This is a genomic window from Campylobacter sp. CFSAN093229 (genome assembly GCF_011068225.1).
GTDB classification, from domain to species: domain Bacteria; phylum Campylobacterota; class Campylobacteria; order Campylobacterales; family Campylobacteraceae; genus Campylobacter_D; species Campylobacter_D jejuni.
Map to the genome: position 1 here is coordinate 94,744 of NZ_JAAMXB010000002.1, position 24,974 is coordinate 119,717.

Genomic DNA, 24,974 nt, shown 5'->3' on the forward strand with positions numbered 1-24,974 from the left:
TTTGAAATTTTTTTTACTGGTATTTTGCTTTGTCAATCTAGCTTTAGCACAAGTTTATAAAGGTGAATTGTATTTTTATCATTTACAGGATAAAGAAATTTTTGCCATAGTTTATGATAATGCACCTATGACTCCACTTTTTGACAGGGATAAAAATCAAACAAGTTCTAGTTTTTTAATTATTGATGATATAAATGGAAATTTAGAGATTCCGCTCGTTAAGACAAATGATTTTTGGCAGGATGAGCGTAAAAAATATAAAATCAATTCTTCTAAAATGCTTACATATGATAATAAAAATTTTCAAGGAGAAAATTTAGGAACAACTACTTTAGAACTTGTTGAAACGCAAGATGGCATTCGTATAAAGCGTAGTCTTGATTTTATAGGTTTTAATGATGATTTTAAAGAATTTCATCCTGTTCATAAGGGTGTATTTAGTTTTGAACAAATTCGCCAAAAACCTATTTTTTTACAAGATGGAAAAATTAGTTTTGAAGAATGGTATTATTTTTATGAAGATGGTATGAGTCGTGCTATTTTAGAGTTAAATAATTTTGTTTATGATATTAATGCTCACGCATTTGTAAAACTAAATGATTTGTATAATACTGAAAATCAAAAATTTCAAAATCTTTTACATGAGAAGCTTAAAAATACATGTGATGAGTGTTTTGAAGATCTGCAAAATTTACAATTTAATAATAATTTTTTGCTTAATAATGGAAAACTAAAAATTTGTTATCTACCTTTTGAAGGTCATTTTTTAGATGAAAATATTTGCGTAGAATTTAACGAAGATGAGCTTAAGGAATTTAAAAAATAATGGAAAAATTAAAAAATTTTTTAAGTTTGAAAAATATAGAAGATACTCAAATTTATAAAGAGCTTAAGTGTGCTAAAAATGAGGCTTTGATTCTTAGAGAACTTTGTAGAAATTATGTCGTTTCTATTTCTTCTATCAATGCCTTTACTTTATTATCGACAATTTTTGGAAATGATAAGTATCTTTATCTTGATGCTTTGGAGGATTTAAAAAAACTTATCGAAAGAGGTTTTGTAAATCAAAATTCGAGTTTTTTTAAAAGTTTAGAAAATAATAAAACTCAAACATTAACTCTTGCCTTATTGCAAAGTGAGCTTAATCTAAGTGAATATTTTTTAGAATTTTTAGAAGCAAAACCTCGTTTAAATTTTGAGAAACAAGAGGCTTATGCAGATTATTTAGAATATTTAAAAGATGAATTTGCGCGTATTCAATTATACGAAAGATTAAGTTTTATACAAAAAAGTGCTTATAATAGTGAAATAAAAAATCAAATTAAACTTTATGAAAAACATATCAAAGAAAGACTAAAAAAAAGTAAATTTTATAATGTATTGGCTGATATTTTTAAAGAATACAATCTTGAACATAAAGAACAAATTATTTTTCTAGCACTTTTAAAAGAAGAATACGCCTTAAGTAATGAAAGTTCGATTTCTAGAGAAATGAATTCTTTACTTTCTTTAATCAGTGAAAATGATTTAGAAAGGCATAAAAACAAAAAACTATTACAAGAAAATGCTCCTCTTTTAAACTTAATCGAGTATGATGAATATTTAAATGCTTTTGGAGATATTTCTAAAAGTTTTTTTATTATCGATGAAATTTTACAAAGAATTATAAATTTTGAACCAAAACAAAGTAAAAAAATCAAAATTGAAAGTGTTTTAAAAGATCAAGATATTTTCGAACTTATAGAACCAAGCACTGACATTAATGATATTATTATGCCTGAAAATACAAAAGAGCTTTTAGAAAATATTTTAAAACAACAAGATAAAAAAGTCCTAGAAAGACTTCATTCTTGGGGTATAAAGAGTAATAAAAATATAGAAGCTAAAATTATTTTTTATGGTCCTGCTGGTACTGGAAAAACTATGTCAGCTTTAGCTATGGCTAAATCAATGAAAAAATCTGTTCTTAGTTTTGACTGTTCTAAAATTTTGAGCAAATGGGTTGGAGAGAGTGAGCAAAATGTAAGAAAAATTTTTGATACTTATAAAAATATCGTGCAAACTTGTAAACAAAGTCCTATTTTACTTCTCAATGAAGCCGATCAGTTTTTAAGTACGCGTGTAGATGGAAGTAGTGGTAGCGATAAAATGCATAATCAAATGCAAAATATATTCTTAGAACAAATTGAGCGTTTTAGTGGTGTGATTATCGCTACGACAAATTTTTTAGAAAGCTTAGATAGTGCATTTTCAAGAAGATTTGATTATAAGATAGAATTTAAAAAACCTGATTTTAAAGATAGGCTTAAAATTTGGGAAAAATTTCTACCTAAAAAAGCATTATTTGAAAAAGATTTTGATATAAATATTTTATCAAATTATGAATTAAGTGGAGCACAAATTTTAATGGTGGTGAAGAATACAGCTTTGAAAGTAGCTGTATCAAAAGATGGGGTTTTTAAAATGCAAGATTTTATAGAAAGCATACAAAAAGAATTAAATTCAAGTTTTGATAAAAGTAAGATTGTTGGATTTTAACTTTTTTAATGTTTTTGTATAGCGAACTATAAAATAAAACAAAGCTATAATTAAAGCACTCCATTCCCAAAACATAGGAATTTTTGGAGTTAAAAAATAATGATAACTTGCCAAAACTAAGCATAAATATCCTAGTTTTCTGATTTTACTAAGTTTTTTAAAGATTTTAAAAGAACTTAAAAGCATTAAAAATATGATTAAAAATGCGATAAATCCACTTGCTTCTAATAAACGATGTGAAATATCATCGAAAAGCCTTAAAATTTGAGCATTTCTATCAAAAATAAAATAATTTAAAAAATGCAAAATCGCCCAAAAAGCTGCAAAAATACCTAAAATTTTAGGATAATTTTTTGTTTTTTTAAATTTAAGTAAAGAAAATAAAAGACTTAAATTTAAAAAGATTAAAGCAAATATTCCAGTGTAAATGTAGGCTTCTTTTACAAAATCAAAGGCTTTTATGATATGATAAAAGCCATAGATTAAACTTATGATAAAGCTAAAATAAGCAAGAAATTTAAAGTATTTTGTCTGCATTAAAAATTCACTTTCAAGTCCATGTTTTTATATAAACTTGCCACTTCTTTTTCATAACCATTAAACATTAAAGTAGGCTTGGTAAAGAAGTCTCCTAAAGCCCTTTCGTTTGCTTGAGACCATCTAGGATGAGAAACATTAGGATTGACATTAGCATAAAAACCATATTCACTTGGAGCGTAACTTTCCCAAGTGGATTTAGGCTGTTCTTTGGTAAATTCTATTTTAACTATGGATTTAATACTTTTAAAGCCATATTTCCAAGGAACAACAAGGCGTATTGGAGCGCCATTTTGAGGCTTTAAGGCTTTTTTATACATTCCTACTGCAAGCAAGGTAAGAGGATGCATAGCTTCATCCATGCGAAGTCCTTCTACATAAGGATAGTCTATAGTTGGAAATAAAGCGTCTTGATCGGGAAATTGACTCTTATCTAAAAGAGTGGTGAATTTAACAAATTTTGCCTCGCTTGTAGGTTTTGCCATTTCAATCAAACGACGCAATTCAAAGCCTACCCAAGGTACCACCATAGACCAAGTTTCAACACAGCGAAAACGATAAATTCTTTCTTCTAGTGGGAATTTTAAAATATCTTCCATGCTTAAAGTTAAAGGTTTTTCTATTTCTCCACTGATATCGATTTTCCAATTTTGAGTATTGAAATTTTGTGCCAATGATACAGCCTTTTTTTTATCTGTTGAAAATTCATAAAAATTGACATAATTTGTAGCCAGTTCTTCATCGCTGATTTCAAGTTTGTTTGGATTAGTATCGCTTGTGAAATTTAAAGCAGATAATTTAGAAGCAAGCACGCTTGAACTTATTAAAGCACCTGCTCCAAGTTTTAAAAAATCTCTTCTTTTTTTATATAAATTCTCAGGGGTTATAATCATAATTTTTCCTTGTTAAAAATTTTTATTATTAAAACATAACAAGGATAATGATTATTAAATTTCTTGTAGAATTTTTTCGCAAATTTTTCTAGGGTTATTATCTTTATAAATAGGGCGTCCAACTACTATAAAATCGCTTAAATTTTCTCTAGCCATTGTTAAATTAGCGACGCGTTTTTGATCATCATTTTTCTCTCCAAATGGACGAATTCCTGGAGTGAGAGTTAGGAAATTTCTTTGAGTGTGTTCTTTGATGATTTTACTTTCAAAAACAGAGCATACCATACCATCAAGTCCATTTTCATAGGATATTTTTGAAAAATTAATTACAGCTTCTTCGATTTTTTGTCTATAAATACTAAAGAAATTTTCTTCATCAAAACTCGTAAGAGCAGAAACTGCTAAAACTAAAGGTCTTTTTGAAAATTTGCTAAGCCGTGTCATAACTTCTTGCATAGCTATTTTTCCAGCACTTGCGTGGATATTGATCATATCAACACCAAGTTTTGATATTTCTTCGCAAGCATCTGCCATAGTGTTGGGAATATCATGAATTTTAAGATCAAGAAATATTTTAAAATCATCAACTTTTTTAAGTTCTTCTATGAATTTAAAACCATCTCTTAAATATGCTCTTAAACCTACTTTTAACCATATGTCTAAATTTTTTAATTCTTTAGCAAGTTGCAAGCATTCTTCTTTTGTAGAAAGATCAAGTGCGACACAAAGCTTCATTTTTTAGCCTTTATCAAGGCATCTAAAACTCCATTTATAAATTTTGGAGAATTATCATTAGCAAGTTCTTTGGCAAGTTCTATAGCCTCATTGATAACAATGGCGCTAGGAGTATCGGTAAAAAGTAACTCATAAGCTCCAAGTCTTAGTATAGCTCTTTCTACATGTCCTAAAGCTGTAATTTGATTATCATTTAGAAATGAATTTAAGGTTTCATCAATATTGTTTAAATTGTCTAAAATTCCATGATATAAATTTAAAGTAAAATTTTTTTGTTCATTGCGTATTTTTTTTTCATCTAAAATTTCATCTACAAAAACGTTGTTTTGAGAATTTAATTCAAAAGCATAAAGCAAGGAGATGACGCTTTGGCGAACTTGATGACGCGTTGCCATTAAAGCTCCTTGCTTAAATTTAACATCTCGATTACAGTTGTCATAGCTTCAAAGCCTTTATTGCCTGCTTTGCTTCCAGCTCTTTCTATGGCTTGTTCTATTGTATCTGTAGTTAAAACACCAAAGCTTACAGGGATATTATGATTTAAACTCACATTGGCTATGCCTTTGGTGGTTTCTGCTGAAACATAGTCAAAATGCGGAGTTGAGCCACGAATTACTGCGCCTACGCAACAAATTGCATCAAATTTTTTGCTTTCTATAGCTTTTTTTAACGCATACGGAAGTTCAAAAGCACCAGGAACAAGTATAAGGCTTAGATTTTCCTCTTTGCCTCCGTGTCTTAAAAAAGCATCTTTTGCTCCTTCTACAAGGCGATCTGTGATGATATGATTAAATCTTGCATTAATGATAGCAATTTTTGTATTTGAGTCTAAATATAATTTTCCTTCAACAATGTTCATTTGTTTTCCTTTATGATATTTTGTATTTCTAGTAATGTATTAACGCAATTTTTAAGGCGTGTAAGATTAAGCATATTAGGTCCATCGCATAAAGCCTCGCAAGGATTAATATGTGTTTCAAAGAAAAAGCCATCTATGCCTACGGCTGCTGCCGCTCTTGCTAAAGGTTCTACAAATTCGCTTTTCCCTCCGCTACTTCCACCTGCAGCCCCTGGCATTTGTACACTATGGGTAGCATCAAAAATAACTGGAGCAAATTCACGCATAATAACTAAAGAACGCATATCTACTACTAGATTTCCATAGCCAAAGCTAGATCCTCTTTCAGCTACAAAAACACCATTTTTTTGAGCAGCTTCATAGCCTTCATCTTCTATGCCACGGGTTTGTAGAACTTTTTTAACGCTGTATTTGATATCGCTTGGGTTTAAAAATTGTCCTTTTTTGATATTAACTTTTGCCTTAGTTTTTGCTGCGGCTACAAGTAAATCGGTTTGACGACATAAAAAAGCAGGAATTTGCAAGACATCAGCTACTTCACTTACAGGGTTTGCTTGATTGCTTTCGTGTATATCGGTTAAGATTTTCATACCAAATTCATCTTTTACGCTTTGTAAAATTTTTAATCCTTCTTCAAGACCAGGACCTCGAAAAGAATTAATACTTGTGCGATTGGCCTTATCAAAACTTGATTTGAAATAAAATTCTATATTTGGATTTTCATTAAAGTTTTTTAACTGTTCAGCAACTTTAAAAATCAAATCTTTGCTTTCTATCACGCAAGGACCAGCAATGAGTATCATTTTTTTCATTTTTTTCCTTTGTTCTTAACTAAAATTAATCCACCAAAAATAATGCCTATTATACCTAAAAAAACCATAGTACTTGGTAAATTATCTCCTAAAATTATCCCAACTATCATACTAAATACTACATCAAGATAACTAACTCCAGCAACTATTCCTGCTTGTTTAGCGATACCATAAGCTTTAGTGACATGAATTTGATAAATGGTGCCTAAAGTTCCCATAATGGCAATGATAAGCCAAGCTGTAAGACTTGGCATCGCAAAAGGTGCTAGAATGAAATCTAAATGTAACGAATCAAGATGCTGTGGTTCAAAAAATTCAGCACTGATCATAGAAATTAAAGGCATTAAGGTTCCTAAAAGGATAAAAGAAAAGGCAATTTGTTCTGTAGTGTAAGATTTTCTAAGTTCTCTTACACTTGTAAGAGCTAAAGCAGCTAAAAATCCACTCGTGATACCTATAACTGAATTTTTTAAATCAAAGCCTGAATGATTTAAATTATGAGCCCAAGGCTGAGCGATTAAAAGCACTCCACCAAATGCTATTAAAATTCCTATCCAGCCTTTGATGCCAATATTTTCTTTAAAAACAACAAAAGCTATTAAAGTAATAAAAATAGGAGCAGTTTTTTGAAAAGCAAAAGCTCCACCTAGTGTAATATTTGAAACATTATAGAAAAACATATATAGTGAAAGCGTGCCTACTACTCCACGAAATACCAAGAGCCAAAAATGTCCCCCTTCTTTATGTGCCTTAGATCGTTTTAAAAGATAGACTATGAAAAAAATTCCTATGATATTTCTAAAAAACATAATTTCTATAGAACTCATTTCCTTGCTAAGAATTTTTGCACAAGCTCCCATAAGTGCAAAATCCAAACATGCTAAAATCATGAAATAAATTCCTAAATTATGCTTGATTACTTTTAGCATTTTTTTTCCTTGACTAAAATCTGGGTTAATTCTAGTCTTTTTTTGCTTAATATTAAGCCAAATTTTATATAATTTTAAAAATATAATTTTCTAGGAAAAAAATGCAAAGCATCATACTTATAGGCAAGCCAAATGTTGGTAAATCAAGTCTTTTTAATAGAATGGCAAGACAAAGAATAGCTATTACAAGTGATATTTCAGGTACAACTAGAGATACAAATAAAACGCAAATTCATATTCATTCAAAAAAAGCCATGCTTATTGATAGTGGAGGGCTTGATGAAAGTGATGAACTTTTTAAAAATGTGAAAAAAAACACTTTAAAAGTAGCCAAAGAAAGCGATATCATACTTTATCTAGTTGATGGAAAATTAGCGCCTGATGATGAGGATAGACAGTTTTTTTATTCTTTAAAAAAACTTGGAAAACCTATAGCCTTAGTGATTAATAAAGTAGATAATAAAAAAGATGAAGAAAGGGTTTGGGAGTTTGCAAATTTTGGCGTAAAGGAAATCTTTAATCTTTCAGTAACCCATAATGTAGGCTTAGATGAACTTTATGAATGGCTTGAAAAATTTTTACATGAAGAGTTTTTAATCCCCGATGAAGAAGAAAATTTAGAAGATTTTTTAGAGCATTATGAAGAAGGAAAAGAATTTCAATTTAAAGAAGTCGATCAAAATCATATCAGAGTGGGTATTGTAGGGCGTGTAAATGTTGGAAAATCAAGTCTTTTAAATGCTTTGGTTAAACAAGAACGCAGTGTTGTAAGTTCTATCGCAGGAACTACTATAGATCCTGTTAATGAAAGTGTAGTTCATAAAGATAAAGTGATAGAATTTGTTGATACTGCAGGTATTAGAAAAAGGGGTAAAATTCAAGGACTCGAACGCTTTGCCCTAAATCGCACGGAAAAAATTTTATCTCATTCTCAAATAGCACTTTTGGTTTTAGATGCGCATGAGGGCTTTAACGAGCTTGATGAACGCATTGCTGGGCTTGTGGCTAAGCATTATTTGGGTGTGATTATTGTTTTAAATAAATGGGATAAAAGTGAGATGGATTTTGATAAGACTGTAAAAGAATTGCGTCTTGATCGTTTTAAATTTCTAGCTTACGCACCCGTGATTAGTGTATCAGCTTTAAGTGGAAAAAGGGTGCATGTTTTACTCGATAAAATTTTGCAAATTTTTGAAAATTTCACTCAAAAAATCCAAACTTCTAAGCTTAATACGTTGATAGAAAATGCCACAAGAGCACATCCTTTGCCGCATGATTATGGGAAATTGGTTAAAATTTATTATACAGTACAATATGACTTAGCACCGCCAAAAATTGCGCTTATCATGAATCGTCCTAAGGCTTTGCATTTTAGTTACAAGCGTTATTTGCAAAATCAAATCAGAAAAGAATTTAATTTTGAAGGTGTGCCTTTAGTGATTGCTTCGCGTAAAAAGGGCAGTAAAGAAAATGATGAAAGCTAAAAATATTGTTTTTATAGGATTTATGGGTTCTGGAAAAAGTACTTTAGCAAGAGCTTTGGCTAAGGATTTAGATCTTGTTTTTTTAGATAGTGATTTTTTAATAGAACAAAAATTTAATCAAAAAATCAGTGAAATTTTCGCACAAAAAGGCGAGATTTTTTTTAGAGAACAAGAGCAAAAAATGGCTGATTTTTTTAGTTCTTGTGAGAAAACTTGTATTGCTACAGGCGGGGGTTTTGTTAATGTTTCAAATTTAGAAAAAGTAGGTTTTTGTATTTATTTAAAAGCAGATTTTGAATATTTAAAAAAGCGTTTAGATGAAAATGAAATTTCTAAAAGACCTTTGTTTTATGATGAAATTAAAGCAAAAAAATTATATAATGAGCGTTTAAGCAAGTATGAACAAAAGGCAAATTTTGTTTTAAATATAGAAAATAAAAATATAGACAAGCTTTTAAGCGAGATTAAAAAGGTGATAAAATGAGAGTATTAACAGGCCTTCAGCCAAGTGGTGATTTGCATATAGGTAATTATTTTGGTGCGATTAAGCAAATGGTAGATGCACAAGAAAAAAGCCAAATGTTTATGTTTATTGCTAATTATCATGCCATGACTTCTTCTCAAGATGGAGAAAAACTTAAACAAAATTCCTTAAAAGCTGCTGCGGCTTTTTTAAGCCTTGGTATAGATCCGCAAAAGAGCGTTTTTTGGTTGCAAAGTGATGTTAAGGAAGTTATGGAGCTTTATTGGATTTTATCGCAATTTACTCCTATGGGTTTATTAGAGCGTGCGCATAGTTACAAGGATAAAGTTGCTAAGGGGCTTAGTGCTTCACATGGGCTTTTTTCTTATCCTGTTTTAATGACAGCTGATATTTTACTTTTTGATACACAAATTGTTCCTGTGGGAAAAGATCAAATCCAACATGTTGAAATCGCACGTGATATTGCTTTAAAAGTTAATAATGAATGGGGTGAAATTTTTACCCTTCCAGAGGCTAAAGTTAATGAAGAAGTAGCTGTAGTTGTAGGCACCGATGGGACAAAAATGAGTAAATCTTATCAAAATACTATAGATATTTTTAGCAGTGAAAAAACCTTAAAAAAACAAATTTCTTCCATAGTTACAGATAGCACCGCTTTAGAAGATCCAAAAGATCATGAAAACTGCAATATTTTTAAAATCGCAAAGCTTTTTTTAGATGAATCAGGGCAAAAAGAATTACAAATACGCTATGAAAAAGGTGGTGAGGGTTATGGACATTTTAAAATGTATTTAAACGAGCTTGTAAATGCTTATTTTAAAGAAGCAAGAGAAAAATATAATGAGCTTTTAGAAAAGCCTTCGCATTTGAAAGAAATTTTGGATTTTGGTGCGACAAAAGCAAGAAAAATCGCCCAAGAAAAAATGCAAAAAATTTATGAAAAAATCGGACTTTAAGGAGTAGAAAATGCTAGATTTAAAAAATTTGCAAAATAATTTTGATGAAGTGGCTAAAAAGTTAAAAAATAAAAAAGTTGATGAAAATATCTTAAAAAAACTTGCTGAACTTTTTGCAAGTTTAAAAAAAGAAAAAACAGCTTTAGAAGAATTTCAAGCTTTTCAAAATAAATTCAGTAAAGAACTTGCTACAGCCGAAGATAAAGAAAGTTTAAAAGCAAAATTAAGCGAAAATAAAAGTAAAATTAATGAGCAAAGCGCTAAAGTAAATGCTTTAGAAAATGAGCTTGAAGAAATCGCTCATGCCATCCCAAATATCCCTGATGAATGTGTGCCTGTGGGTGAAGACGAAGATGAAAATGTGGAGCTTAAAAAAGTTTTAAATCCACCTAGCTTTGATTTTACTCTAAAAGAACATTTTGAATTAGGTGAGAGTTTAAATTGGCTTGATTTTGTGCGTGGGGTAAAAATTTCACAAAGTCGTTTTTGTGTGCTTAAAAACGAAGGAGCTTTATTAAGCCGCGCTTTGGTAAATTATATGATAGATTTTAATAGAAGTCGTGGATTTGAATTTGTTAATGTGCCTTTTTTGGTAAATGGTGCTACTATGTTTGGGACAGGTCAGTTGCCAAAATTTAAAGAAGATATGTATAAGGTAGATGATGAGGATTTGTATTTGATCTCAACTTCTGAAATTCCAGTAACCAATCTTTATAGTGGAGAAATTTTAGCGAGTGAAACTTTACCGATAAAAATGACTTGTTATAGCGCTTGTTTTAGAAAAGAAGCAGGCAGTGCAGGGCGTGATACAAGAGGTATTATAAGACAACACCAGTTTGAAAAAGTAGAGCTTGTAAGTATTACTAAACCTGAGCAAAGTGATAGCGTGTTTAATGAAATGCTTGAGTGTGCAAGTGATTTGCTGAGTTCTTTAGGTTTAGCGCATAGACATTTGATGCTTTGCACTGGAGATTTGGGTTTTAGTGCAGCAAAAACTGTGGATCTTGAAGTGTGGCTTCCAGGACAAAATAAATATCGTGAGATCAGCTCGGTTTCAAATTGTCGTGATTTTCAAGCAAGACGTGCTAAAATTCGCTATAAAAATGAACAAGGAAAAAATGAGCTCGTTCACACTCTTAATGGCTCATCTTTGGCAGTAGGAAGAACTTTGGTAGCGATTATGGAAAATTATCAAGATAAAGAAGGAAAAATTCATATTCCTGATGCTTTGAAAAAATATTTTTAAAGAGTATAAATGGCTGAGCAAGAAGATATAATACTAGAAAAACCCGAAGATGGCTTAAATCAACCAAGGCTTGATGAGAGTTTAGAGGGATTTAAGGGGCAAGAGGGGCAAGCTCCAGAAGATGAAGAATTTGCATCATTGCCAGAAGAATTACCTCAAGAAAATAGTGAAAGTGGTTTTAAATTTACAAGAGAAAGTGCGCCTGAAGATGTATCAACTTTTGAAGAAGTTGAAAGTCAAGAGCCTACGCCTTGGTATAAAGATCGTAAGTTTATGTCTCTTGTGGGTTTATCTTTGGGGATTATTTGTATTTTAGTTTTTACACTTTTTTATTTAACTTTTAGTGAAGGAAAAATTAAACCAGATATTATAGCTTCTAAGCCTTTAGAACAACCTGTTGTTATGCCTGATGAATCATATAAATACAATGATATGCAAAGAATTGATGGTATGATCCAAAAAGCAAATGCTTTATATTTAAAGGGTGAGGTTGAACAGGCTTTAAAAGTTTATGAGCAAGTTGCCGTATATAATGAATCTTTATCTAATTATAATTTAGGCGTTTCTCAAATGAATGAGAATAAATTCCAAGAAGCTTTTGAAAGCTTCAAGAAAGCTATAGCCAATGGAGAAAATCAAAGTGTAGCTGCTATCAATGCTGCTGTTTGTGCTTTAAAGCTTAATGATAAGGAAAAATTTAGATATTATATTGATTTAGCTCAAGTGTATCTTCCAAAAGAAGGAAAATCAAAATTATATGATTATTATTTAAGCTTGATTAATTATTACAAAGGATATTACCCTGAGGCTTTACAAATGTTACAAAGAACAGATGTGGAGCCGTATTCTGATGTTGCAAAGTATTTGTCTGCTAAAATTTATGCAAAAATGGACTTTGATTCCAAGGCTATACAGCAATTAAATTCTCAAGGCAATTTTGAATCTAGTTTATCTTTAGGTCTTTTATACGCTAGAATAGGAGAATATGCTAAAGCTAAAGTCGCTTTAAGTACAGCGATGAAAATTGAAAGAGATTTTAATCAGAGTTTGGCGGCTTTAACATTGGTTGATATTAAAACAGGAAATTATCAAGATATGTTAGCGCGCTTGCAAAATTCTTATGATAATGATAAAGATAGATATAAGATTTTAGATGCTTATAAAATTCAAGTTCGTTTAAATAAGGATCTTTTTAATATAGCAGTTGCTCAAAATTCTTTTTCAAAAGATTTGTTAAAAAAACAAAAAGATCAATTCGATTTGCTTTTTTATTTTGCACCTTATCAAGTGTTTGATAGTAAGCAGGCTGCTTTGTATATTAAAAAAGCTAATGTTGCAGATTTCGTAGATGATAGTACTGATGCGGGAATTTATCTTAATATAAGCAAAGCTCTTTCATCTACCAATGTAAAAATTGCCAATATTATTAACTATGCATTAAATCAGAAGTTACGCCTTGCTAACCAAGAATTTCAAAAACTTATCAAGGATTATCCAGAACATAGTATTTTACATTATAATTTGGCTTTAACTTATGCCCAAATGCAAAATTATGAACTTGCTTATAAGCATTTTTCAAGTTCATATCATCTTAATCCTAAAAATTACTTAGCAGGTGCTTTTGCTATGTTTTGTGCAAAATTAATTGATATTGATACAACTAAACTTTACAATGAAATTCTTGATAATATAGCTGCTGATTCTAATTTTAAAGCTAATATGCAAAAAAGTATGTTATTTTTAGTTAATAATAATTATATTTCTATGCTTCCTTATTTAGATGAAACAAAAAAAGACACGCCTTTGAGTTTGATTTTTGAAGCTATTGTTGCTAAAAATAATAACCTTAATAATCAAGTAGATGTGAAAATTGCTAAATTGCGTTCAGAGTTGCCTGAAGATATTTTGGCAAATATTTTGTATTTTAATTCTTTAAATTCAAATTTAAATATTAAAGAATATGCTCAAAATGCTCAAATTCATTTTAAAAATTTAAAACTTGATTATCGTAGTGTTTTTGGTGGGCCAAGTATCGCTAGGGAATTTTATGTTAATTTAATGCATATTGCAGGGCTTTTAAATTTAGAAAGACAGAAATTTAAAGAGTTGATTAATGTTTCAGGAGCAAAAGATGAGGGTATTTTGCAAACTTTAGCTTATTTGGATATTTTTGCACAGCAATACGAGGAGGCTTATGCGCTTTACAATTCTTTGATTGATGATTATGGAGCTAAAGATACTAAAACTTTATTTTTAGCAGCCGTAGCAGCCGTAGGCGCAAATAATCCAAATTCAGCTATAGCGCTTTTGCAGCTTTCTAAACTTACAGATAAAAATAACAAAGAAAGTAAAGCAGCTCTTGGTATGTTGTATCAGGAAGTAAAGAACTATGAAGCTGCGATATCTCAGTATAAAACTTTACCTAATAATTTTAAGAGTGAATTTTTTACTTTTGATATTAATAACAACTAAAAATGCTTAGAAATTTCTAAGCATTTTTAGTTAAGCTTGAAGATCTAGAGTTTTTCCGCCTAGTTCATCAATGCGATCGCTAACTTTTTTAAGTGCCGCATCTATTGTATCTTGACTGATTTGAGGAAGTTCTCCACCCCACATTTTTTCTGCTTGCTCAAATCCTTTTTTCATACCTTCAAGACCTTTTTTCAATTTTTCAACATCGTCGCCACCGCCTTTAATAACAAAATCCGCGATGCGATTGGCTGTATTTTCCACTCCAAAAAAACCATCTTCACTTACAAGTTGTTGAAGTTCATCTGTATTCATATCAAGTGGATTTTTGCCACTGTAGCCTAAGGATGCAAAATCAATATTTGTAAGTATAGATTTCGCAGTATCTAAATTGGCACCATTTAAAAGACTATCTAGTCCAGTTTGGGCATTGCTCGAACCTATTACAGCATTCATTGTTTGCTGTTGAAACTGAACTAGGTAAATTTGTGTAATGCCCTTTCCACCAAGTGCATTTAATTTTTCAAGGGTATTTTTATCTACATCCTTGCTAGAATTAGCACTTTGAACATTTTTGTCTTTTGTGTTTTCCTTAGCATCATCTGCCTTCTTATTGCTAACTTGTGTTTGTGCCATGCTAGCGATATTTGAAAAAGTATTCACTTGCATATTTGCTCCTTTGTGTGAGGCTTTAATTTATATCGACTTTTGACTTAAAAAATTTATAAGGACATTAAATTCCTTATTTTCAAAGGAATTTAATGTTTTATTGTAGATAATAAGCAACTTGCTCTTTATTGAGAATGCGGATAAGATTGCTAGTACCTTCTACTCCTGTTGGAAAGCCTGCAGTTAGAAGATAGCATTTGTCTTCATCCATAAAACCTTTTTCAACACTTGATCTTACAGAGTCTTTTAATAATTCTGTAAGTTCATTACTTTTGTTAACCAAGATCGCAGGATTAACTCCCCAAACTATACTTAAAGAGTTTAAGGTTTTTTCAGAATGCCCTACTGCTATGATTTCTATATTTGGACGATATCTTGCAATCTTAATAGCAGATTTTCCGCTACTTGTTAAAGAAAAAATAGCATTAGCATTAAGATCTGTTGCAAGATGAGCTGAAGAACGCATGATTTTATCTGTATTGTCTAAATCATTAAAATCATTAAATTTGTTATATGGATAGCGTTTTTCTGTTTCTATTATAGTTTGGCACATTATATCAACAGCGTTTGCAGGATCTATACCAACGGCGCTTTCTTCACTTAGCATTACTGCATCTGTTCCATCTAAAACAGCATTTGCAACATCTGAAATTTCAGCTCTTGTGGCGGTTTTGCTTTTGGCTAATGAAAAAAGCATCTGAGTCGCAGTAATAACAGGCTTAGAGGCATTGTTTGCTTTTTGTATAATTTCTTTTTGGATATTAGGAACTTTATAATAAGGTACCTCAATACCTAAGTCTCCTCTTGCAACCATTATACCATCGCTAGATTTAATAATCTCATCAATATTTTCTACTGCATCAAATTTTTCAATTTTTGCAAAAATAGATATTTTTGCGTTATTTTGTGCTAAAATTTCACGAACTTCATCAATATCGTGCGCATTTTGTACGAAAGATATTGCTAAAAAATCTACTTCATTTTTTATACCCCAAAGTAAATCATTTTTATCTTTTTGTGTAATAACATCAATATTGATTTTAGTATTCGGAAAATTAATACCTTTATTTGAGTTTAAAAAACCATCATTTTCTATAATGGTTTCAATTTTTTGATCATCTATGCTTACTACTTTAGCACGAATTGATCCATCATATAGATAAATATATTCATCAATTTTTAACATATCTAAAATGGATTTTTGATTGATGCTGATTTTATAATGATTTTGAGCAATCTTCTCCCCTAAAATTGTTTCACGATAAAAATCAAGTCTATCACCCTTTTTTAATTCAAATGGTTCTTTAAGTTCACCTGTACGAATTTTAGGACCACTAATGTCTTGTAAAATTCCAATACGAGTATGCAATTCTTTAGCTACTCTTCTTATGGTATCTAAGTTTTTTTTATGATACTCATGTGTTCCATGAGAAAAGTTTAAACGGAAAACATTTACACCATTGATAATCATTTGGCGTAGAATTTCTTCCTTTTCACTTGCTGGACCTACTGTGGCTACAATTTTTGTTTTTTTAAGCATGGTAAACTCCTTTTGAAATTATTGTAGCTAAAAATAGAAACAAAATGATTACAATAATTCTGAAGAAAATTTATCTTCGTTAAATTCCATTCCTAGGTAATTACATACAAGCTTTGCATCTCTTTCGGCATTTCCTAAACAACTTGTTGCTCCAGGGCTTGGAGTCATATTGAAAATAATACCAGGGGTTTCTGTGATGCTTGCTTCACCTAGCATTAATTCTCCTTTAGTTTTATCAATAACTTGCGGTCTTACGCCTCCAAAACCTTTCGCATAATAAATATCGCTTGCTTTAAGACTTGGGACTATTTTTTTGGCATCTTTAACAAATAAGCTTTTATTAACAAAAGGTAGTTCAAAAAGATAATTATAAAAGATGTAATTTCTAATTGTTGCATCTTTAAACATATTAAAAGTTACTTTTAAAACAGTTTTATCAAGTTTTAGCGCTTCAAAAAATTCTGGAACTGATTTTAGACCATGATAACGTTCTAGTTTTGGAATAACAAGTGCGGTAGGTCCAAAGCGAGTGTTCATATCAGCAAGCAAATCAGGATCTCCATGAAGAGCTGCAAATGGAAGTTTAGGATTTTGCACCATATAAACCTTACCATTTAAAAGTTTTTGTTTGGTTAAATAAAAACTTCCTGCAACAGGCCAACAAGACTTATCCATACCTAAGTTCATTTTATGTGCTAAATATAAAGAGTGTGCTCCAGCATTGACAACTACGCTTTTGGCATGGTATTCTTGATGATTTGAGGTTTTTAATATAAAAATATCATCCTTTTTTTCTATGTGAATAATTTCTTGATTAAAGGCAACGAAAGTATTTTTATTTTGTTTTTGGGCTTGTTCTATTAGATTTATACTCATTTTCCCAAAATCTACAGTTGTAAAAACCTCGCCGCTTTCAACACCCATGGCGCAGATATTTTCAGGTCTATCTTGATTGCAATCTTCTCCTAAAACAACCTTGGGTTCAATTTGTTTGATTTTTGCTTTATCGAAAAATTTTATATAAGGATAAAGTTCTTTAAATTCTTCATAGCGTTTTTTCATATAATCACATTCTATATCTCCAACAGCTAGAGCCATTTTTTGATGAGAAAACATGAAATTATTTTGCGCATTTTGCATGAGTCCATATTTAACTATCATATCAGCTGTTCTTTTTACTTTTCGCGCTTTTTCTAAAGTATAATTGGTTTCAATATCTCCACAATGAATGGTTTGAGAATTACTCGTTCCCTTAGAATTTAATGTTGCAGCTGTATTATATTTTTCTATCAAAGCAATATTTTTAATATTTGTATATCTTGCAAGCTCGTAAAATAATGCTGCTCCTGAAATTCCAGCTCCGATGACAAGCACATCAAATTCTTGTTGACTCATTGTTTTTCCTTTTTTTATTTTAATAAACTTTTTTCTAAATAGAAGTTTAATTGAATTTGTTTTACAAAAAGTTAAATTTCATTAAGGTTTGATATCAATGAGAATTTTTGTAACATTTTTAATAAAGTAAATTGGGATTTTCTTTTATAATTTTTTTCATTCCTCGAAAGATTAAAAGTTTATCATAAATTGCGTGATCGAAATAATTTGCTAAAAATTGCCCATCTCCACCAGTGAAATAAAGCTTTTTATTTTGAGCGGCATCTTTTATCAGTAGGTAAATTCCTTTAAAAACACCATAACTTAAAGCATCCATGGTTTTTTGTGGGAATGCATCAAGACTAACTTGAGTGTTAAATTCACTTTTTAATCGTGGTGAAATATGGCTATAAATTTTTTTATAATTTGCAATACCTGGCAAGATAAAACCACCAAGATGTATAGAATTAGAAATAATATCAATTGTAATAGCACTACCTGCATCTACAACAACTCCATCTTCAATAGTATAACAAGCTGCTATGCGATCGATTCCTAATCCTTGATAAATTGTATCAAATAAAAAATAAGGTTCAAGATTGATAAAATTTTTTTGATTTTTTAAATATTCTTTGAGATGTTCATTGACATTGATATAAAAAATTTTTTGTTCATTTTTAAATTCTAAAAACTGATCTATACTAAGAGTAAAATATTTGTTATCATCTAGGAAATTAGCATTTGAATTCCCAATATCACAGAGCAGCATAGATATTAAATCCTTTCATTTCTAGATGATTTTTTGCTTTAGAGCAAAGAGAAGCCATGCTAAAAAAATATTTGTTATTTATGTTAATTTGCTGTGCTAGATTTTCTAAAAATAAGGCATCTTTCATTAAAAATTTTGTTTTTCCTGTATACATAAAAAGAATGTTATTTTGATCTTTAGCGCAAATATAACTTTTTTTTCTAGTCAACATACTTAAGTCATAGGGCTTTAAATTTAATTTTAAAGCCTTTATTGTTTGTTCTAAAATTTTTATCATAGCAAATCTAAAATTTTATCTCCGTAGTAAAATTTACCATTTCCCATGAAAGAAATTTTATCAACAGCTTCTGAAAGTTTAAATACTTGTGCATTATCTAAATTCAGATTCATTTTGATAAGATAGCCTGTTTTTTCAAAAATATATAAATAATTATTGTATATATTGCTTTTTACAAAAATAGCAAATTCAAATTTTTTTTCCGCAATTTTTCTTAAGTTATAATCAGTTTTAATAATAGTGCCATCTTTTTCTAGTATAAAAATACCATCATCGCTAAGTGCAATATCTTTTATGTCAGCGTCAAGATAAAGAGTTCTAGCAGGGCTTACAACAATGATTTTTTTAGCTGTTGCTGCTATAAGTTTATCTCCGATTACACTTAGATGGATTACATTGTTGAAAAAATTTTCTGCTGAAATAACCACATCTTTAATGATTTGAAGATTGTTTCTTGAAAGAATTAAAATTTTACCATCTAGTGTTGGATAAACGATGATATTGTCTAAAAATATAGGATTAGCGGTACGACTGTCTTGGGCTGGAGCTGAGGTTAGGGTTTGACTGAATTTAATACCCAAAGAACGATTTGCAAGAACTATAGTATTGTTTGCAAGTACAAGGGCTAAATCATCTCCATTAGAAGCTACTCCTACAACACTAGCATCAAATTGAAAATTATAAATTTCATTATAAGAATTGTCAAAAATTTTTAAATTTCCATTATTATCTGCAGTAAAATATTCCCCATCTTGATAAGCTAGAAGCATATAATTTTTAGGAAGTTTAAACTTGTCTATGGAGATATTATTTTTTAAGATAGCTGTATTATTGCTAAGTTTTGCAGAAACTAGATTCCAATCAACGATTTTACTTTTTAAATTGCTATTATGACTTAAATCTCCATCGGTTTGTTTTGGTTCAAAATATTGTCTTTTGGTGCCACAAGCACATAGAAATATTAAACAAAATAGTGTTAAAAATATTTTTTTCATTGTGTAATGCCTTGATAATGTTTGAGATTTTTAGCTATTTGATTTAAACTTGAATTTTCTTTTATCTGAGAAAGTAAAACATTAGCTTCTTCGATTTTATTTTGCTCTAAAAGTTTGTAAGCTTCTAATAATTTATCATAATTTTTTAAAAATATCGATTTATCTCCTAAAGATAATGCGATAATATTTTTAAGTAAAGTGTTTGTTTGAGTATTACTATAAATTTGTTTTAGTTCATTTTGGAGAGCTGTATTATTAAAATCATTAATATTTTCTTTTAGTAAAAAGATAGTGTAAAGATTAGTATTTTTATTTTTAAGTTGTTCTAAAAGATTTTTATTGCTAGGATCTTGTATTAGATTGGCATAAATTTCATTTGCTTCTTTTGTTTTATAATCGTTTATTTTTGAGATTATAAAATTTCCAGCAAACCAAGCAACTAAAATTATCACAACAGCAGATATATAAAATTTATACTTGCGTATAAATCTCTCTCCTTTGATAAAATTTTCTATAAATTGTTCTTCTGTGTTAAGTTCATTTTTAACAGCTTTTAAATTATCTTTTAGTCCCAAAATTTATCCTTGAAAAAATATTTTTATTTTTGTATAGAAAAATTATGGTATTGTATCATATAAATTGCAAAATATCCTAAACAATTTAAAGCTTTTTATGATATAATTTTCAAAATTTTAACTTTTTTATTAAGGTTTAAGAAATGCAAATAGATGAGAAATTATTAAGCAAGCTTGAAAAATTAAGTGCTTTACAAATAACAAAAAACAGAAATGAAACCATTGTACAGTTAAGTGAAATTGTGAATTTTGTTGAAAAATTAAACGAACTTGATCTAGATTCCCAAGAGATTACTGTGAGTACTATAAAAGGTGGAGCTCCTTTGAGGATTGATGAGATAAGAAATAGCAATGTTATTGATGAGGTTTTAGATTGTGCTCCAAAAAAACAAGAACATTTTTTTGTTGTTCCTAAAATCATAGAATGATTAACTTAGCATTTAGTGCTTATTTGTAGAATAAATTTAAAACAAAAAAAATCAGAGAGTGATTGAAATGAATTTTTATTGGTTTGATGCTTTTATTTTAGGATTTACCTTGCTTTTAGGGCTTAAGGGTATTATCAATGGTTTGATAAAAGAAATTTTTGGACTTTTGGGTATTATTGGTGGTGTTTTTATTGCTTCAAAATACGCAACTCAAGCGGCTGAATTTATACAAAGTACTTTTTATAAGATAGAAAATCAAAGCTTAGCTGGATTTGCTGGATTTTTGGCCATATTAATTATTTTTTGGATAGCTTGTTTGTTGGTAGGTAATTTTCTTTCTAAGTTGATTAAATTAAGTGGCCTAGGTTTTTTAGATCGTATTGGTGGCTTTATATTTGGCGGAGCAAAAATCTTTTTAATTTTTGCAATTTTAGTTTTTTGTGTAGCAAGAATCGATTTTTTAAATGATAAATTAGATAATTTTGCTAAAAATAGCTATACTTTGAATTTGCTTAAAGAAACTGGATCTTTTATTATGAATCAACCTTTAACAGAAAATAGTCTAGATCATGCTAATGAAAAGTTGCAAGATATTGTAAGTGATTTAAACAATACTCAAAAAGGGGAGTGATATGCTGATAGAAAATGTGGAATATGATGTTTTACTTGAGAGGTTTAAAAAAATATTAAGACAAGGCGGACTTAAATATACTAAGCAAAGAGAAGTGCTTTTAAAAACTCTTTATCATAGTGATACTCATTACACACCCGAAAGTTTATATATGGAAATCAAACAAGCTGAACCTGATTTAAATGTAGGAATTGCAACTGTTTATCGTACTTTAAATTTGCTTGAAGAAGCAGAAATGGTAACTTCCATTTCTTTTGGTTCAGCAGGTAAAAAATACGAGCTTGCCAATAAGCCTCACCATGATCATATGATATGTAAAAATTGCGGAAAAATTATAGAATTTGAAAATCCTATTATAGAAAGACAGCAAGCCTTGATTGCAAAAGAACATGGTTTTAAACTTACAGGGCATTTGATGCAGCTTTATGGTGTTTGTGGTGATTGTAATAATCAAAAAGCAAAGGTAAAAATATAAATGTTTGATAATATTTTAGAGCAGCAAAGAATAGAAAAAGCTAAGGGATTAAAAAATTTAGGGATCAATCCTTATCCTCATTTTTTAGAAAAAGAAATGTCTTTAAAGACTTTTAAGGATAAATTTTCTTATATTTTAGAGCAAGTTGAAAAAAGAGATGAAAGTGTCAATGCTGTTGTTGCAGGACGTTTGAAACTTTTGCGTATAGCTGGGAAATCGATTTTTGCAAACATTGAAGATGAGGATACAAATTTACAAATTTATTTTAGTAAAGATAGCGTAGGTGAAGAACTTTATGCGATTTTGAAAAAGAATTTAGAAGTAGGTGATATTGTTTTGGTTAAAGGTTTTCCTTTTGTAACTAAAACAGGTGAGTTTAGTTTGCATGCAAGTGAAGTAAAACTCGCTACAAAAGCTATTGTTCCTTTACCTGAAAAATATCATGGATTAACAGATATTGAACAAAGATATCGTAAACGTTATGTTGATATGATAATGAATGCAGAAGTTAGAAAAGATTTTTTAGTGCGTTCTAAAGTGGTGAGTTTGATTCGTTATTTTTTTGAAAATAAAGGCTTTTTAGAAGTAGAAACTCCTATGATGCATCCGATTGCAGGTGGAGCAAACGCTAAGCCTTTTGTAACTTTTCACAATTCTTTAGGCGTAGAAAGATTTTTAAGAATTGCTCCAGAACTTTATCTTAAAAGACTTGTAGTGGGTGGTTTTGAGGCAGTTTTTGAAATCAATCGTTGTTTTAGAAACGAAGGTATGGATTTAACTCATAATCCCGAATTTACAACTATAGAATTTTATTGGGCTTATCATAATTATAAAGATTTAATGGATTTAACTGAAGAACTTTTTGCTTTGCTTTTAGATAAACTTAATTTGGGAAAAACAATAGAATTTGATGGAAAAATGATAGATTTTTCTAAACCTTTTGAAAGAATAACCTATAAAGATGCACTTTGTAAATATGGTGGTTTAGATAGGGGTTTAATCGAAGATAAAGAAAAAATTCTTACTAAATTAAAAGTAGATGGTTTTGAAGCGAATGAAAAGCTTGAACTTGGACATTTACAAGCTGAACTTTTTGATAATTATGTGGAAGAAAAATTGATCAATCCTACTTTTGTGATTGATTTTCCTATTTCCATAAGTCCTTTATCAAGACGTAGCGATGAGGATTCTCAGATTGCTGAGAGATTTGAGTTGTTTATTTGTGGAAGAGAATTGGCAAATGGTTTTAATGAGCTTAATGATCCTCTTGATCAATATGAGAGATTTTTAAAACAAATTGAAGCTAAAAATGCAGGCGATGAAGAGGCTTGCGAAATGGATGAAGATTTTGTAAATGCTTTGGGTTATGGAATGCCTCCAACGGCAGGGCAGGGTATAGGCATAGATAGACTTGTTATGCTTTTGACAAATAAAAAATCTATTCGAGATGTGATATTGTTTCCTGCAATGCGTCCATTAAAATCAGAACTAAAGGAGAAAGAATGAGTTTAGAAATGTTTGATAAAGAAATTTTTGATTTGACAAACAAAGAGTTAGAGCGTCAATGTGAAGGTCTTGAAATGATAGCGAGTGAAAATTTCACTTTGCCTGAAGTAATGGAAGTTATGGGAAGTATTTTGACAAACAAATACGCAGAGGGTTATCCGGGTAAAAGATATTATGGTGGTTGTGAATTTGTTGATGAGATTGAAACTCTAGCTATTGAAAGATGTAAAAAACTTTTTAATTGTAAATTTGCTAATGTTCAGCCTAATTCAGGTTCTCAAGCTAATCAAGGTGTTTATGCGGCTTTGATTAATCCAGGTGATAAAATTTTAGGAATGGATTTAAGTCATGGTGGACATTTAACTCATGGTGCAAAAGTAAGTTCTTCAGGTAAAATGTACGAAAGTTGTTTTTACGGCGTAGAACTTGATGGAAGAATTGATTATGAAAAAGTAAGAGAAATTGCTAAAAAAGAAAAGCCAAAATTAATAGTTTGTGGAGCTAGTGCTTATGCAAGAGTGATTGATTTTGCTAAATTTAGAGAAATCGCTGATGAAGTAGGCGCCTATCTTTTTGCTGATATAGCACATATTGCAGGTCTTGTTGTAGCAGGCGAACATCCAAGTCCTTTTCCACACGCTCATGTAGTAAGTTCAACTACGCATAAAACTTTGCGTGGCCCAAGAGGTGGTATTATTATGACAAATGATGAAGAGCTTGCTAAAAAAATTAATTCTGCCATTTTTCCAGGTATTCAAGGTGGTCCTTTGATGCATGTAATTGCTGCAAAAGCAGTAGGATTTAAATTTAATCTTAGCGATGAGTGGAAAGTCTATGCAAAACAAGTAAGAACCAATGCTCAAGTTTTAGCTAATGTTTTAATGGATAGAAAATTTAAACTTGTTAGCGATGGAACGGATAATCACCTTGTTTTAATGAGTTTTTTAGATCGTGAATTTAGTGGAAAAGATGCAGATTTAGCTCTTGGAAATGCAGGTATTACTGCAAATAAAAATACCGTTCCAGGAGAGATTAGAAGTCCTTTTATCACAAGTGGATTAAGACTTGGAACTCCAGCCCTTACTGCCAGAGGTTTTAAAGAAAAAGAAATGGAAATTGTGTCAAATTATATTGCAGATATTTTAGATGATATTAATAATGAAAAATTACAAAAGAATATTAAACAAGAATTAAAAAAACTTGCAAGTAATTTTATTATTTATGAAAGGGCTATGTTTTGATTTCACCAATGGATATGTCGCTAATTAAAATAATTGGCGATCATTATTATATAAGACGCGATAAAATTGTAAATAAAATTACACATAGAGGTCGCTTATTTTTTGATAAATTTGAAAGAGTTGATGCTCCTTTAAATTTAAATGTCATGAGAGAACACGCTGCTAAAAAAATTGTTGTCGCTCATGATTTAATAACAAAAGATAATAAAGTAGAAAATATTGTCTTTGATTATAATGGTTTTAATGCTGAAAGATTTTATCACCGTGCACAACTTATTTTAAGAGAAGAAGGTTTTATAAATTTCACAGCCTATAAGACTAAAACTCCAGGACATTTACATCTTTATATTCACAAAGGACACACGGCGTTAAACGAAGGTTATTCTTTAGCGTCTAAACTTTCAATGATGTTTGCAAGTAAAATGCCAGTAGAATGGAAGGTGTTTCCTAGCATGGATGTACCTAGGGAATTTAATATTTTAATATTGCCTTATGAGGTTTATCAAAAAGAACGAGGAAGTTCTTGGTCTAAGCATATGTAAGAAAGGACAA

At 30.0% G+C, this 24,974-nt stretch carries 26 protein-coding genes and 1 pseudogene; 13 read left to right on the top strand and 14 right to left on the bottom strand.

Annotated features, from left to right (window positions below):
• Position 1: 1 nt before the first annotated feature.
• A complete protein-coding gene (locus FBE93_RS00820) occupies positions 2-826 on the top strand; it encodes a hypothetical protein (RefSeq protein WP_002933966.1) in 825 nt (274 codons plus the stop codon).
• Positions 826-2,538, top strand: a complete 1,713-nt coding sequence (locus FBE93_RS00825) for an ATP-binding protein (protein ID WP_002933965.1) — start codon at positions 826-828, stop codon at positions 2,536-2,538. The genes FBE93_RS00820 and FBE93_RS00825 overlap by 1 nt, the downstream gene beginning before the upstream one ends.
• Here FBE93_RS00825 and FBE93_RS00830 read toward each other — a convergent pair.
• The 7 genes and pseudogenes from FBE93_RS00830 to FBE93_RS00860 all read right to left on the bottom strand — a co-directional run bounded on the left by FBE93_RS00830 (position 2,503) and on the right by FBE93_RS00860 (position 7,303).
• Complete coding sequence (locus tag FBE93_RS00830) at positions 2,503-3,075, bottom strand: sulfite oxidase heme-binding subunit YedZ (protein ID WP_002857273.1); 573 nt, start codon at positions 3,073-3,075, stop codon at positions 2,503-2,505. The two genes, FBE93_RS00825 and FBE93_RS00830, sit on opposite strands and share 36 nt — an antisense overlap.
• Complete coding sequence (msrP, locus tag FBE93_RS00835; protein ID WP_002857634.1) at positions 3,075-3,968, bottom strand: protein-methionine-sulfoxide reductase catalytic subunit MsrP; 894 nt, start codon at positions 3,966-3,968, stop codon at positions 3,075-3,077. The genes FBE93_RS00830 and msrP overlap by 1 nt, the downstream gene beginning before the upstream one ends.
• Before the next feature lie 57 nt (positions 3,969-4,025).
• Positions 4,026-4,703: pseudogene (gene pyrF, locus FBE93_RS00840) on the bottom strand (orotidine-5'-phosphate decarboxylase); the annotation flags it as partial.
• Positions 4,700-5,098, bottom strand: a complete 399-nt coding sequence (gene nusB / locus FBE93_RS00845; RefSeq protein ID WP_002854405.1) for a transcription antitermination factor NusB — start codon at positions 5,096-5,098, stop codon at positions 4,700-4,702. The pseudogene pyrF and the gene nusB, both read right to left, overlap by 4 nt.
• Complete coding sequence (gene ribE / locus FBE93_RS00850) at positions 5,098-5,562, bottom strand: 6,7-dimethyl-8-ribityllumazine synthase (protein WP_165434079.1); 465 nt, start codon at positions 5,560-5,562, stop codon at positions 5,098-5,100. The genes nusB and ribE overlap by 1 nt, the downstream gene beginning before the upstream one ends.
• Positions 5,559-6,374 carry a 3-deoxy-8-phosphooctulonate synthase gene (gene kdsA, locus FBE93_RS00855; protein WP_002933960.1) on the bottom strand — a complete coding sequence of 272 codons (816 nt, stop codon included), beginning with the start codon at positions 6,372-6,374 and terminating at the stop codon, positions 5,559-5,561. Before kdsA ends, ribE begins: the two co-directional genes overlap by 4 nt.
• The gene (locus tag FBE93_RS00860) at positions 6,371-7,303 is read right to left on the bottom strand and encodes an EamA family transporter (RefSeq protein WP_002933958.1); all 933 of its coding nucleotides are present in this window, start codon (positions 7,301-7,303) and stop codon (positions 6,371-6,373) included. The genes kdsA and FBE93_RS00860 overlap by 4 nt, the downstream gene beginning before the upstream one ends.
• A gap of 101 nt (positions 7,304-7,404) precedes the next feature.
• Between FBE93_RS00860 and der the strand changes: the two genes are divergently transcribed.
• The 5 genes from der to pflB are packed head-to-tail and all read left to right on the top strand — an operon-like array spanning position 7,405 to position 13,945.
• Entirely contained in the window at positions 7,405-8,787 is a 1,383-nt protein-coding gene (der, locus tag FBE93_RS00865) for a ribosome biogenesis GTPase Der (RefSeq protein ID WP_002933956.1), read from the top strand.
• Positions 8,774-9,271, top strand: coding sequence for a shikimate kinase (locus FBE93_RS00870; protein WP_072225852.1), 498 nt, complete (start codon positions 8,774-8,776; stop codon positions 9,269-9,271). The genes der and FBE93_RS00870 overlap by 14 nt, the downstream gene beginning before the upstream one ends.
• Positions 9,268-10,227: a tryptophan--tRNA ligase gene (gene trpS / locus FBE93_RS00875; RefSeq protein ID WP_002933952.1), complete on the top strand. Its 960-nt coding sequence runs from the start codon at positions 9,268-9,270 to the stop codon at positions 10,225-10,227. Before FBE93_RS00870 ends, trpS begins: the two co-directional genes overlap by 4 nt.
• Before the next feature lie 10 nt (positions 10,228-10,237).
• Positions 10,238-11,473 carry a serine--tRNA ligase gene (gene serS / locus FBE93_RS00880; RefSeq protein WP_002933950.1) on the top strand — a complete coding sequence of 412 codons (1,236 nt, stop codon included), beginning with the start codon at positions 10,238-10,240 and terminating at the stop codon, positions 11,471-11,473.
• A gap of 9 nt (positions 11,474-11,482) precedes the next feature.
• Positions 11,483-13,945, top strand: coding sequence for a motility protein PflB (pflB, locus tag FBE93_RS00885; protein ID WP_002933949.1), 2,463 nt, complete (start codon positions 11,483-11,485; stop codon positions 13,943-13,945).
• A 30-nt stretch (positions 13,946-13,975) separates the two neighbouring features.
• Here pflB and FBE93_RS00890 read toward each other — a convergent pair whose 3' ends face one another.
• The 7 genes from FBE93_RS00890 to FBE93_RS00920 form a co-directional block, all read right to left on the bottom strand.
• Entirely contained in the window at positions 13,976-14,611 is a 636-nt protein-coding gene (locus FBE93_RS00890; RefSeq protein WP_002860276.1) for a hypothetical protein, read from the bottom strand.
• Between the two features lie 97 nt (positions 14,612-14,708).
• Positions 14,709-16,151, bottom strand: a complete 1,443-nt coding sequence (pyk, locus tag FBE93_RS00895) for a pyruvate kinase (RefSeq protein WP_002933104.1) — start codon at positions 16,149-16,151, stop codon at positions 14,709-14,711.
• A 48-nt stretch (positions 16,152-16,199) separates the two neighbouring features.
• Complete coding sequence (locus FBE93_RS00900; protein WP_165434080.1) at positions 16,200-17,546, bottom strand: FAD-dependent oxidoreductase; 1,347 nt, start codon at positions 17,544-17,546, stop codon at positions 16,200-16,202.
• 118 nt (positions 17,547-17,664) lie between these two features.
• Positions 17,665-18,294 (bottom strand): type III pantothenate kinase, encoded by a 630-nt coding sequence (locus tag FBE93_RS00905; protein ID WP_002933106.1) that lies wholly within the window; start codon positions 18,292-18,294, stop codon positions 17,665-17,667.
• The gene (locus FBE93_RS00910; protein ID WP_002854689.1) at positions 18,281-18,571 is read right to left on the bottom strand and encodes a hypothetical protein; all 291 of its coding nucleotides are present in this window, start codon (positions 18,569-18,571) and stop codon (positions 18,281-18,283) included. Before FBE93_RS00910 ends, FBE93_RS00905 begins: the two co-directional genes overlap by 14 nt.
• Positions 18,568-19,566 carry a hypothetical protein gene (locus FBE93_RS00915; protein WP_165434081.1) on the bottom strand — a complete coding sequence of 333 codons (999 nt, stop codon included), beginning with the start codon at positions 19,564-19,566 and terminating at the stop codon, positions 18,568-18,570. Before FBE93_RS00915 ends, FBE93_RS00910 begins: the two co-directional genes overlap by 4 nt.
• Positions 19,563-20,141 (bottom strand): hypothetical protein, encoded by a 579-nt coding sequence (locus FBE93_RS00920; RefSeq protein ID WP_002933108.1) that lies wholly within the window; start codon positions 20,139-20,141, stop codon positions 19,563-19,565. Before FBE93_RS00920 ends, FBE93_RS00915 begins: the two co-directional genes overlap by 4 nt.
• A gap of 143 nt (positions 20,142-20,284) precedes the next feature.
• Here FBE93_RS00920 and gatC point away from each other — a divergent pair, with 143 nt between their 5' ends.
• From gatC to FBE93_RS00950, 6 genes are all read left to right on the top strand, one after another.
• Positions 20,285-20,569: an Asp-tRNA(Asn)/Glu-tRNA(Gln) amidotransferase subunit GatC gene (gene gatC, locus FBE93_RS00925; protein ID WP_002854550.1), complete on the top strand. Its 285-nt coding sequence runs from the start codon at positions 20,285-20,287 to the stop codon at positions 20,567-20,569.
• Positions 20,570-20,636: 67 nt separating this feature from the next.
• Complete coding sequence (locus FBE93_RS00930; RefSeq protein WP_002933109.1) at positions 20,637-21,200, top strand: CvpA family protein; 564 nt, start codon at positions 20,637-20,639, stop codon at positions 21,198-21,200.
• 1 nt (position 21,201) lies between these two features.
• A complete protein-coding gene (locus FBE93_RS00935; protein ID WP_002854230.1) occupies positions 21,202-21,675 on the top strand; it encodes a Fur family transcriptional regulator in 474 nt (157 codons plus the stop codon).
• Entirely contained in the window at positions 21,676-23,181 is a 1,506-nt protein-coding gene (gene lysS, locus FBE93_RS00940; RefSeq protein ID WP_002933115.1) for a lysine--tRNA ligase, read from the top strand.
• The gene (locus tag FBE93_RS00945) at positions 23,178-24,422 is read left to right on the top strand and encodes a serine hydroxymethyltransferase (protein ID WP_002861154.1); all 1,245 of its coding nucleotides are present in this window, start codon (positions 23,178-23,180) and stop codon (positions 24,420-24,422) included. Before lysS ends, FBE93_RS00945 begins: the two co-directional genes overlap by 4 nt.
• Positions 24,419-24,964, top strand: a complete 546-nt coding sequence (locus FBE93_RS00950) for a DUF1882 domain-containing protein (protein WP_002859481.1) — start codon at positions 24,419-24,421, stop codon at positions 24,962-24,964. Before FBE93_RS00945 ends, FBE93_RS00950 begins: the two co-directional genes overlap by 4 nt.
• Positions 24,965-24,974 lie beyond the last annotated feature (10 nt).

What these genes read in the sequence shown, in the direction of transcription:
- pflB (WP_002933949.1), top strand. Translation starts at nt 11,483, where the DNA reads ATGGCTGAGCAAGAAGATATAATACTAGAAAAACCCGAAGATGGCTTA.
- nusB (WP_002854405.1), bottom strand. Translation starts at nt 5,098, where the DNA reads ATGGCAACGCGTCATCAAGTTCGCCAAAGCGTCATCTCCTTGCTTTAT.
- der (WP_002933956.1), top strand. Translation starts at nt 7,405, where the DNA reads ATGCAAAGCATCATACTTATAGGCAAGCCAAATGTTGGTAAATCAAGT.
- kdsA (WP_002933960.1), bottom strand. Translation starts at nt 6,374, where the DNA reads ATGAAAAAAATGATACTCATTGCTGGTCCTTGCGTGATAGAAAGCAAA.
- FBE93_RS00910 (WP_002854689.1), bottom strand. Translation starts at nt 18,571, where the DNA reads ATGATAAAAATTTTAGAACAAACAATAAAGGCTTTAAAATTAAATTTA.
- FBE93_RS00825 (WP_002933965.1), top strand. Translation starts at nt 826, where the DNA reads ATGGAAAAATTAAAAAATTTTTTAAGTTTGAAAAATATAGAAGATACT.
- FBE93_RS00935 (WP_002854230.1), top strand. Translation starts at nt 21,202, where the DNA reads ATGCTGATAGAAAATGTGGAATATGATGTTTTACTTGAGAGGTTTAAA.
- gatC (WP_002854550.1), top strand. Translation starts at nt 20,285, where the DNA reads ATGCAAATAGATGAGAAATTATTAAGCAAGCTTGAAAAATTAAGTGCT.
- FBE93_RS00890 (WP_002860276.1), bottom strand. Translation starts at nt 14,611, where the DNA reads ATGCAAGTGAATACTTTTTCAAATATCGCTAGCATGGCACAAACACAA.
- FBE93_RS00870 (WP_072225852.1), top strand. Translation starts at nt 8,774, where the DNA reads ATGATGAAAGCTAAAAATATTGTTTTTATAGGATTTATGGGTTCTGGA.
- trpS (WP_002933952.1), top strand. Translation starts at nt 9,268, where the DNA reads ATGAGAGTATTAACAGGCCTTCAGCCAAGTGGTGATTTGCATATAGGT.
- FBE93_RS00860 (WP_002933958.1), bottom strand. Translation starts at nt 7,303, where the DNA reads ATGCTAAAAGTAATCAAGCATAATTTAGGAATTTATTTCATGATTTTA.
- FBE93_RS00930 (WP_002933109.1), top strand. Translation starts at nt 20,637, where the DNA reads ATGAATTTTTATTGGTTTGATGCTTTTATTTTAGGATTTACCTTGCTT.
- FBE93_RS00945 (WP_002861154.1), top strand. Translation starts at nt 23,178, where the DNA reads ATGAGTTTAGAAATGTTTGATAAAGAAATTTTTGATTTGACAAACAAA.
- ribE (WP_165434079.1), bottom strand. Translation starts at nt 5,562, where the DNA reads ATGAACATTGTTGAAGGAAAATTATATTTAGACTCAAATACAAAAATT.
- serS (WP_002933950.1), top strand. Translation starts at nt 10,238, where the DNA reads ATGCTAGATTTAAAAAATTTGCAAAATAATTTTGATGAAGTGGCTAAA.
- FBE93_RS00830 (WP_002857273.1), bottom strand. Translation starts at nt 3,075, where the DNA reads ATGCAGACAAAATACTTTAAATTTCTTGCTTATTTTAGCTTTATCATA.
- FBE93_RS00900 (WP_165434080.1), bottom strand. Translation starts at nt 17,546, where the DNA reads ATGAGTCAACAAGAATTTGATGTGCTTGTCATCGGAGCTGGAATTTCA.
- msrP (WP_002857634.1), bottom strand. Translation starts at nt 3,968, where the DNA reads ATGATTATAACCCCTGAGAATTTATATAAAAAAAGAAGAGATTTTTTA.
- lysS (WP_002933115.1), top strand. Translation starts at nt 21,676, where the DNA reads ATGTTTGATAATATTTTAGAGCAGCAAAGAATAGAAAAAGCTAAGGGA.
- FBE93_RS00905 (WP_002933106.1), bottom strand. Translation starts at nt 18,294, where the DNA reads ATGCTGCTCTGTGATATTGGGAATTCAAATGCTAATTTCCTAGATGAT.
- FBE93_RS00915 (WP_165434081.1), bottom strand. Translation starts at nt 19,566, where the DNA reads ATGAAAAAAATATTTTTAACACTATTTTGTTTAATATTTCTATGTGCT.
- pyk (WP_002933104.1), bottom strand. Translation starts at nt 16,151, where the DNA reads ATGCTTAAAAAAACAAAAATTGTAGCCACAGTAGGTCCAGCAAGTGAA.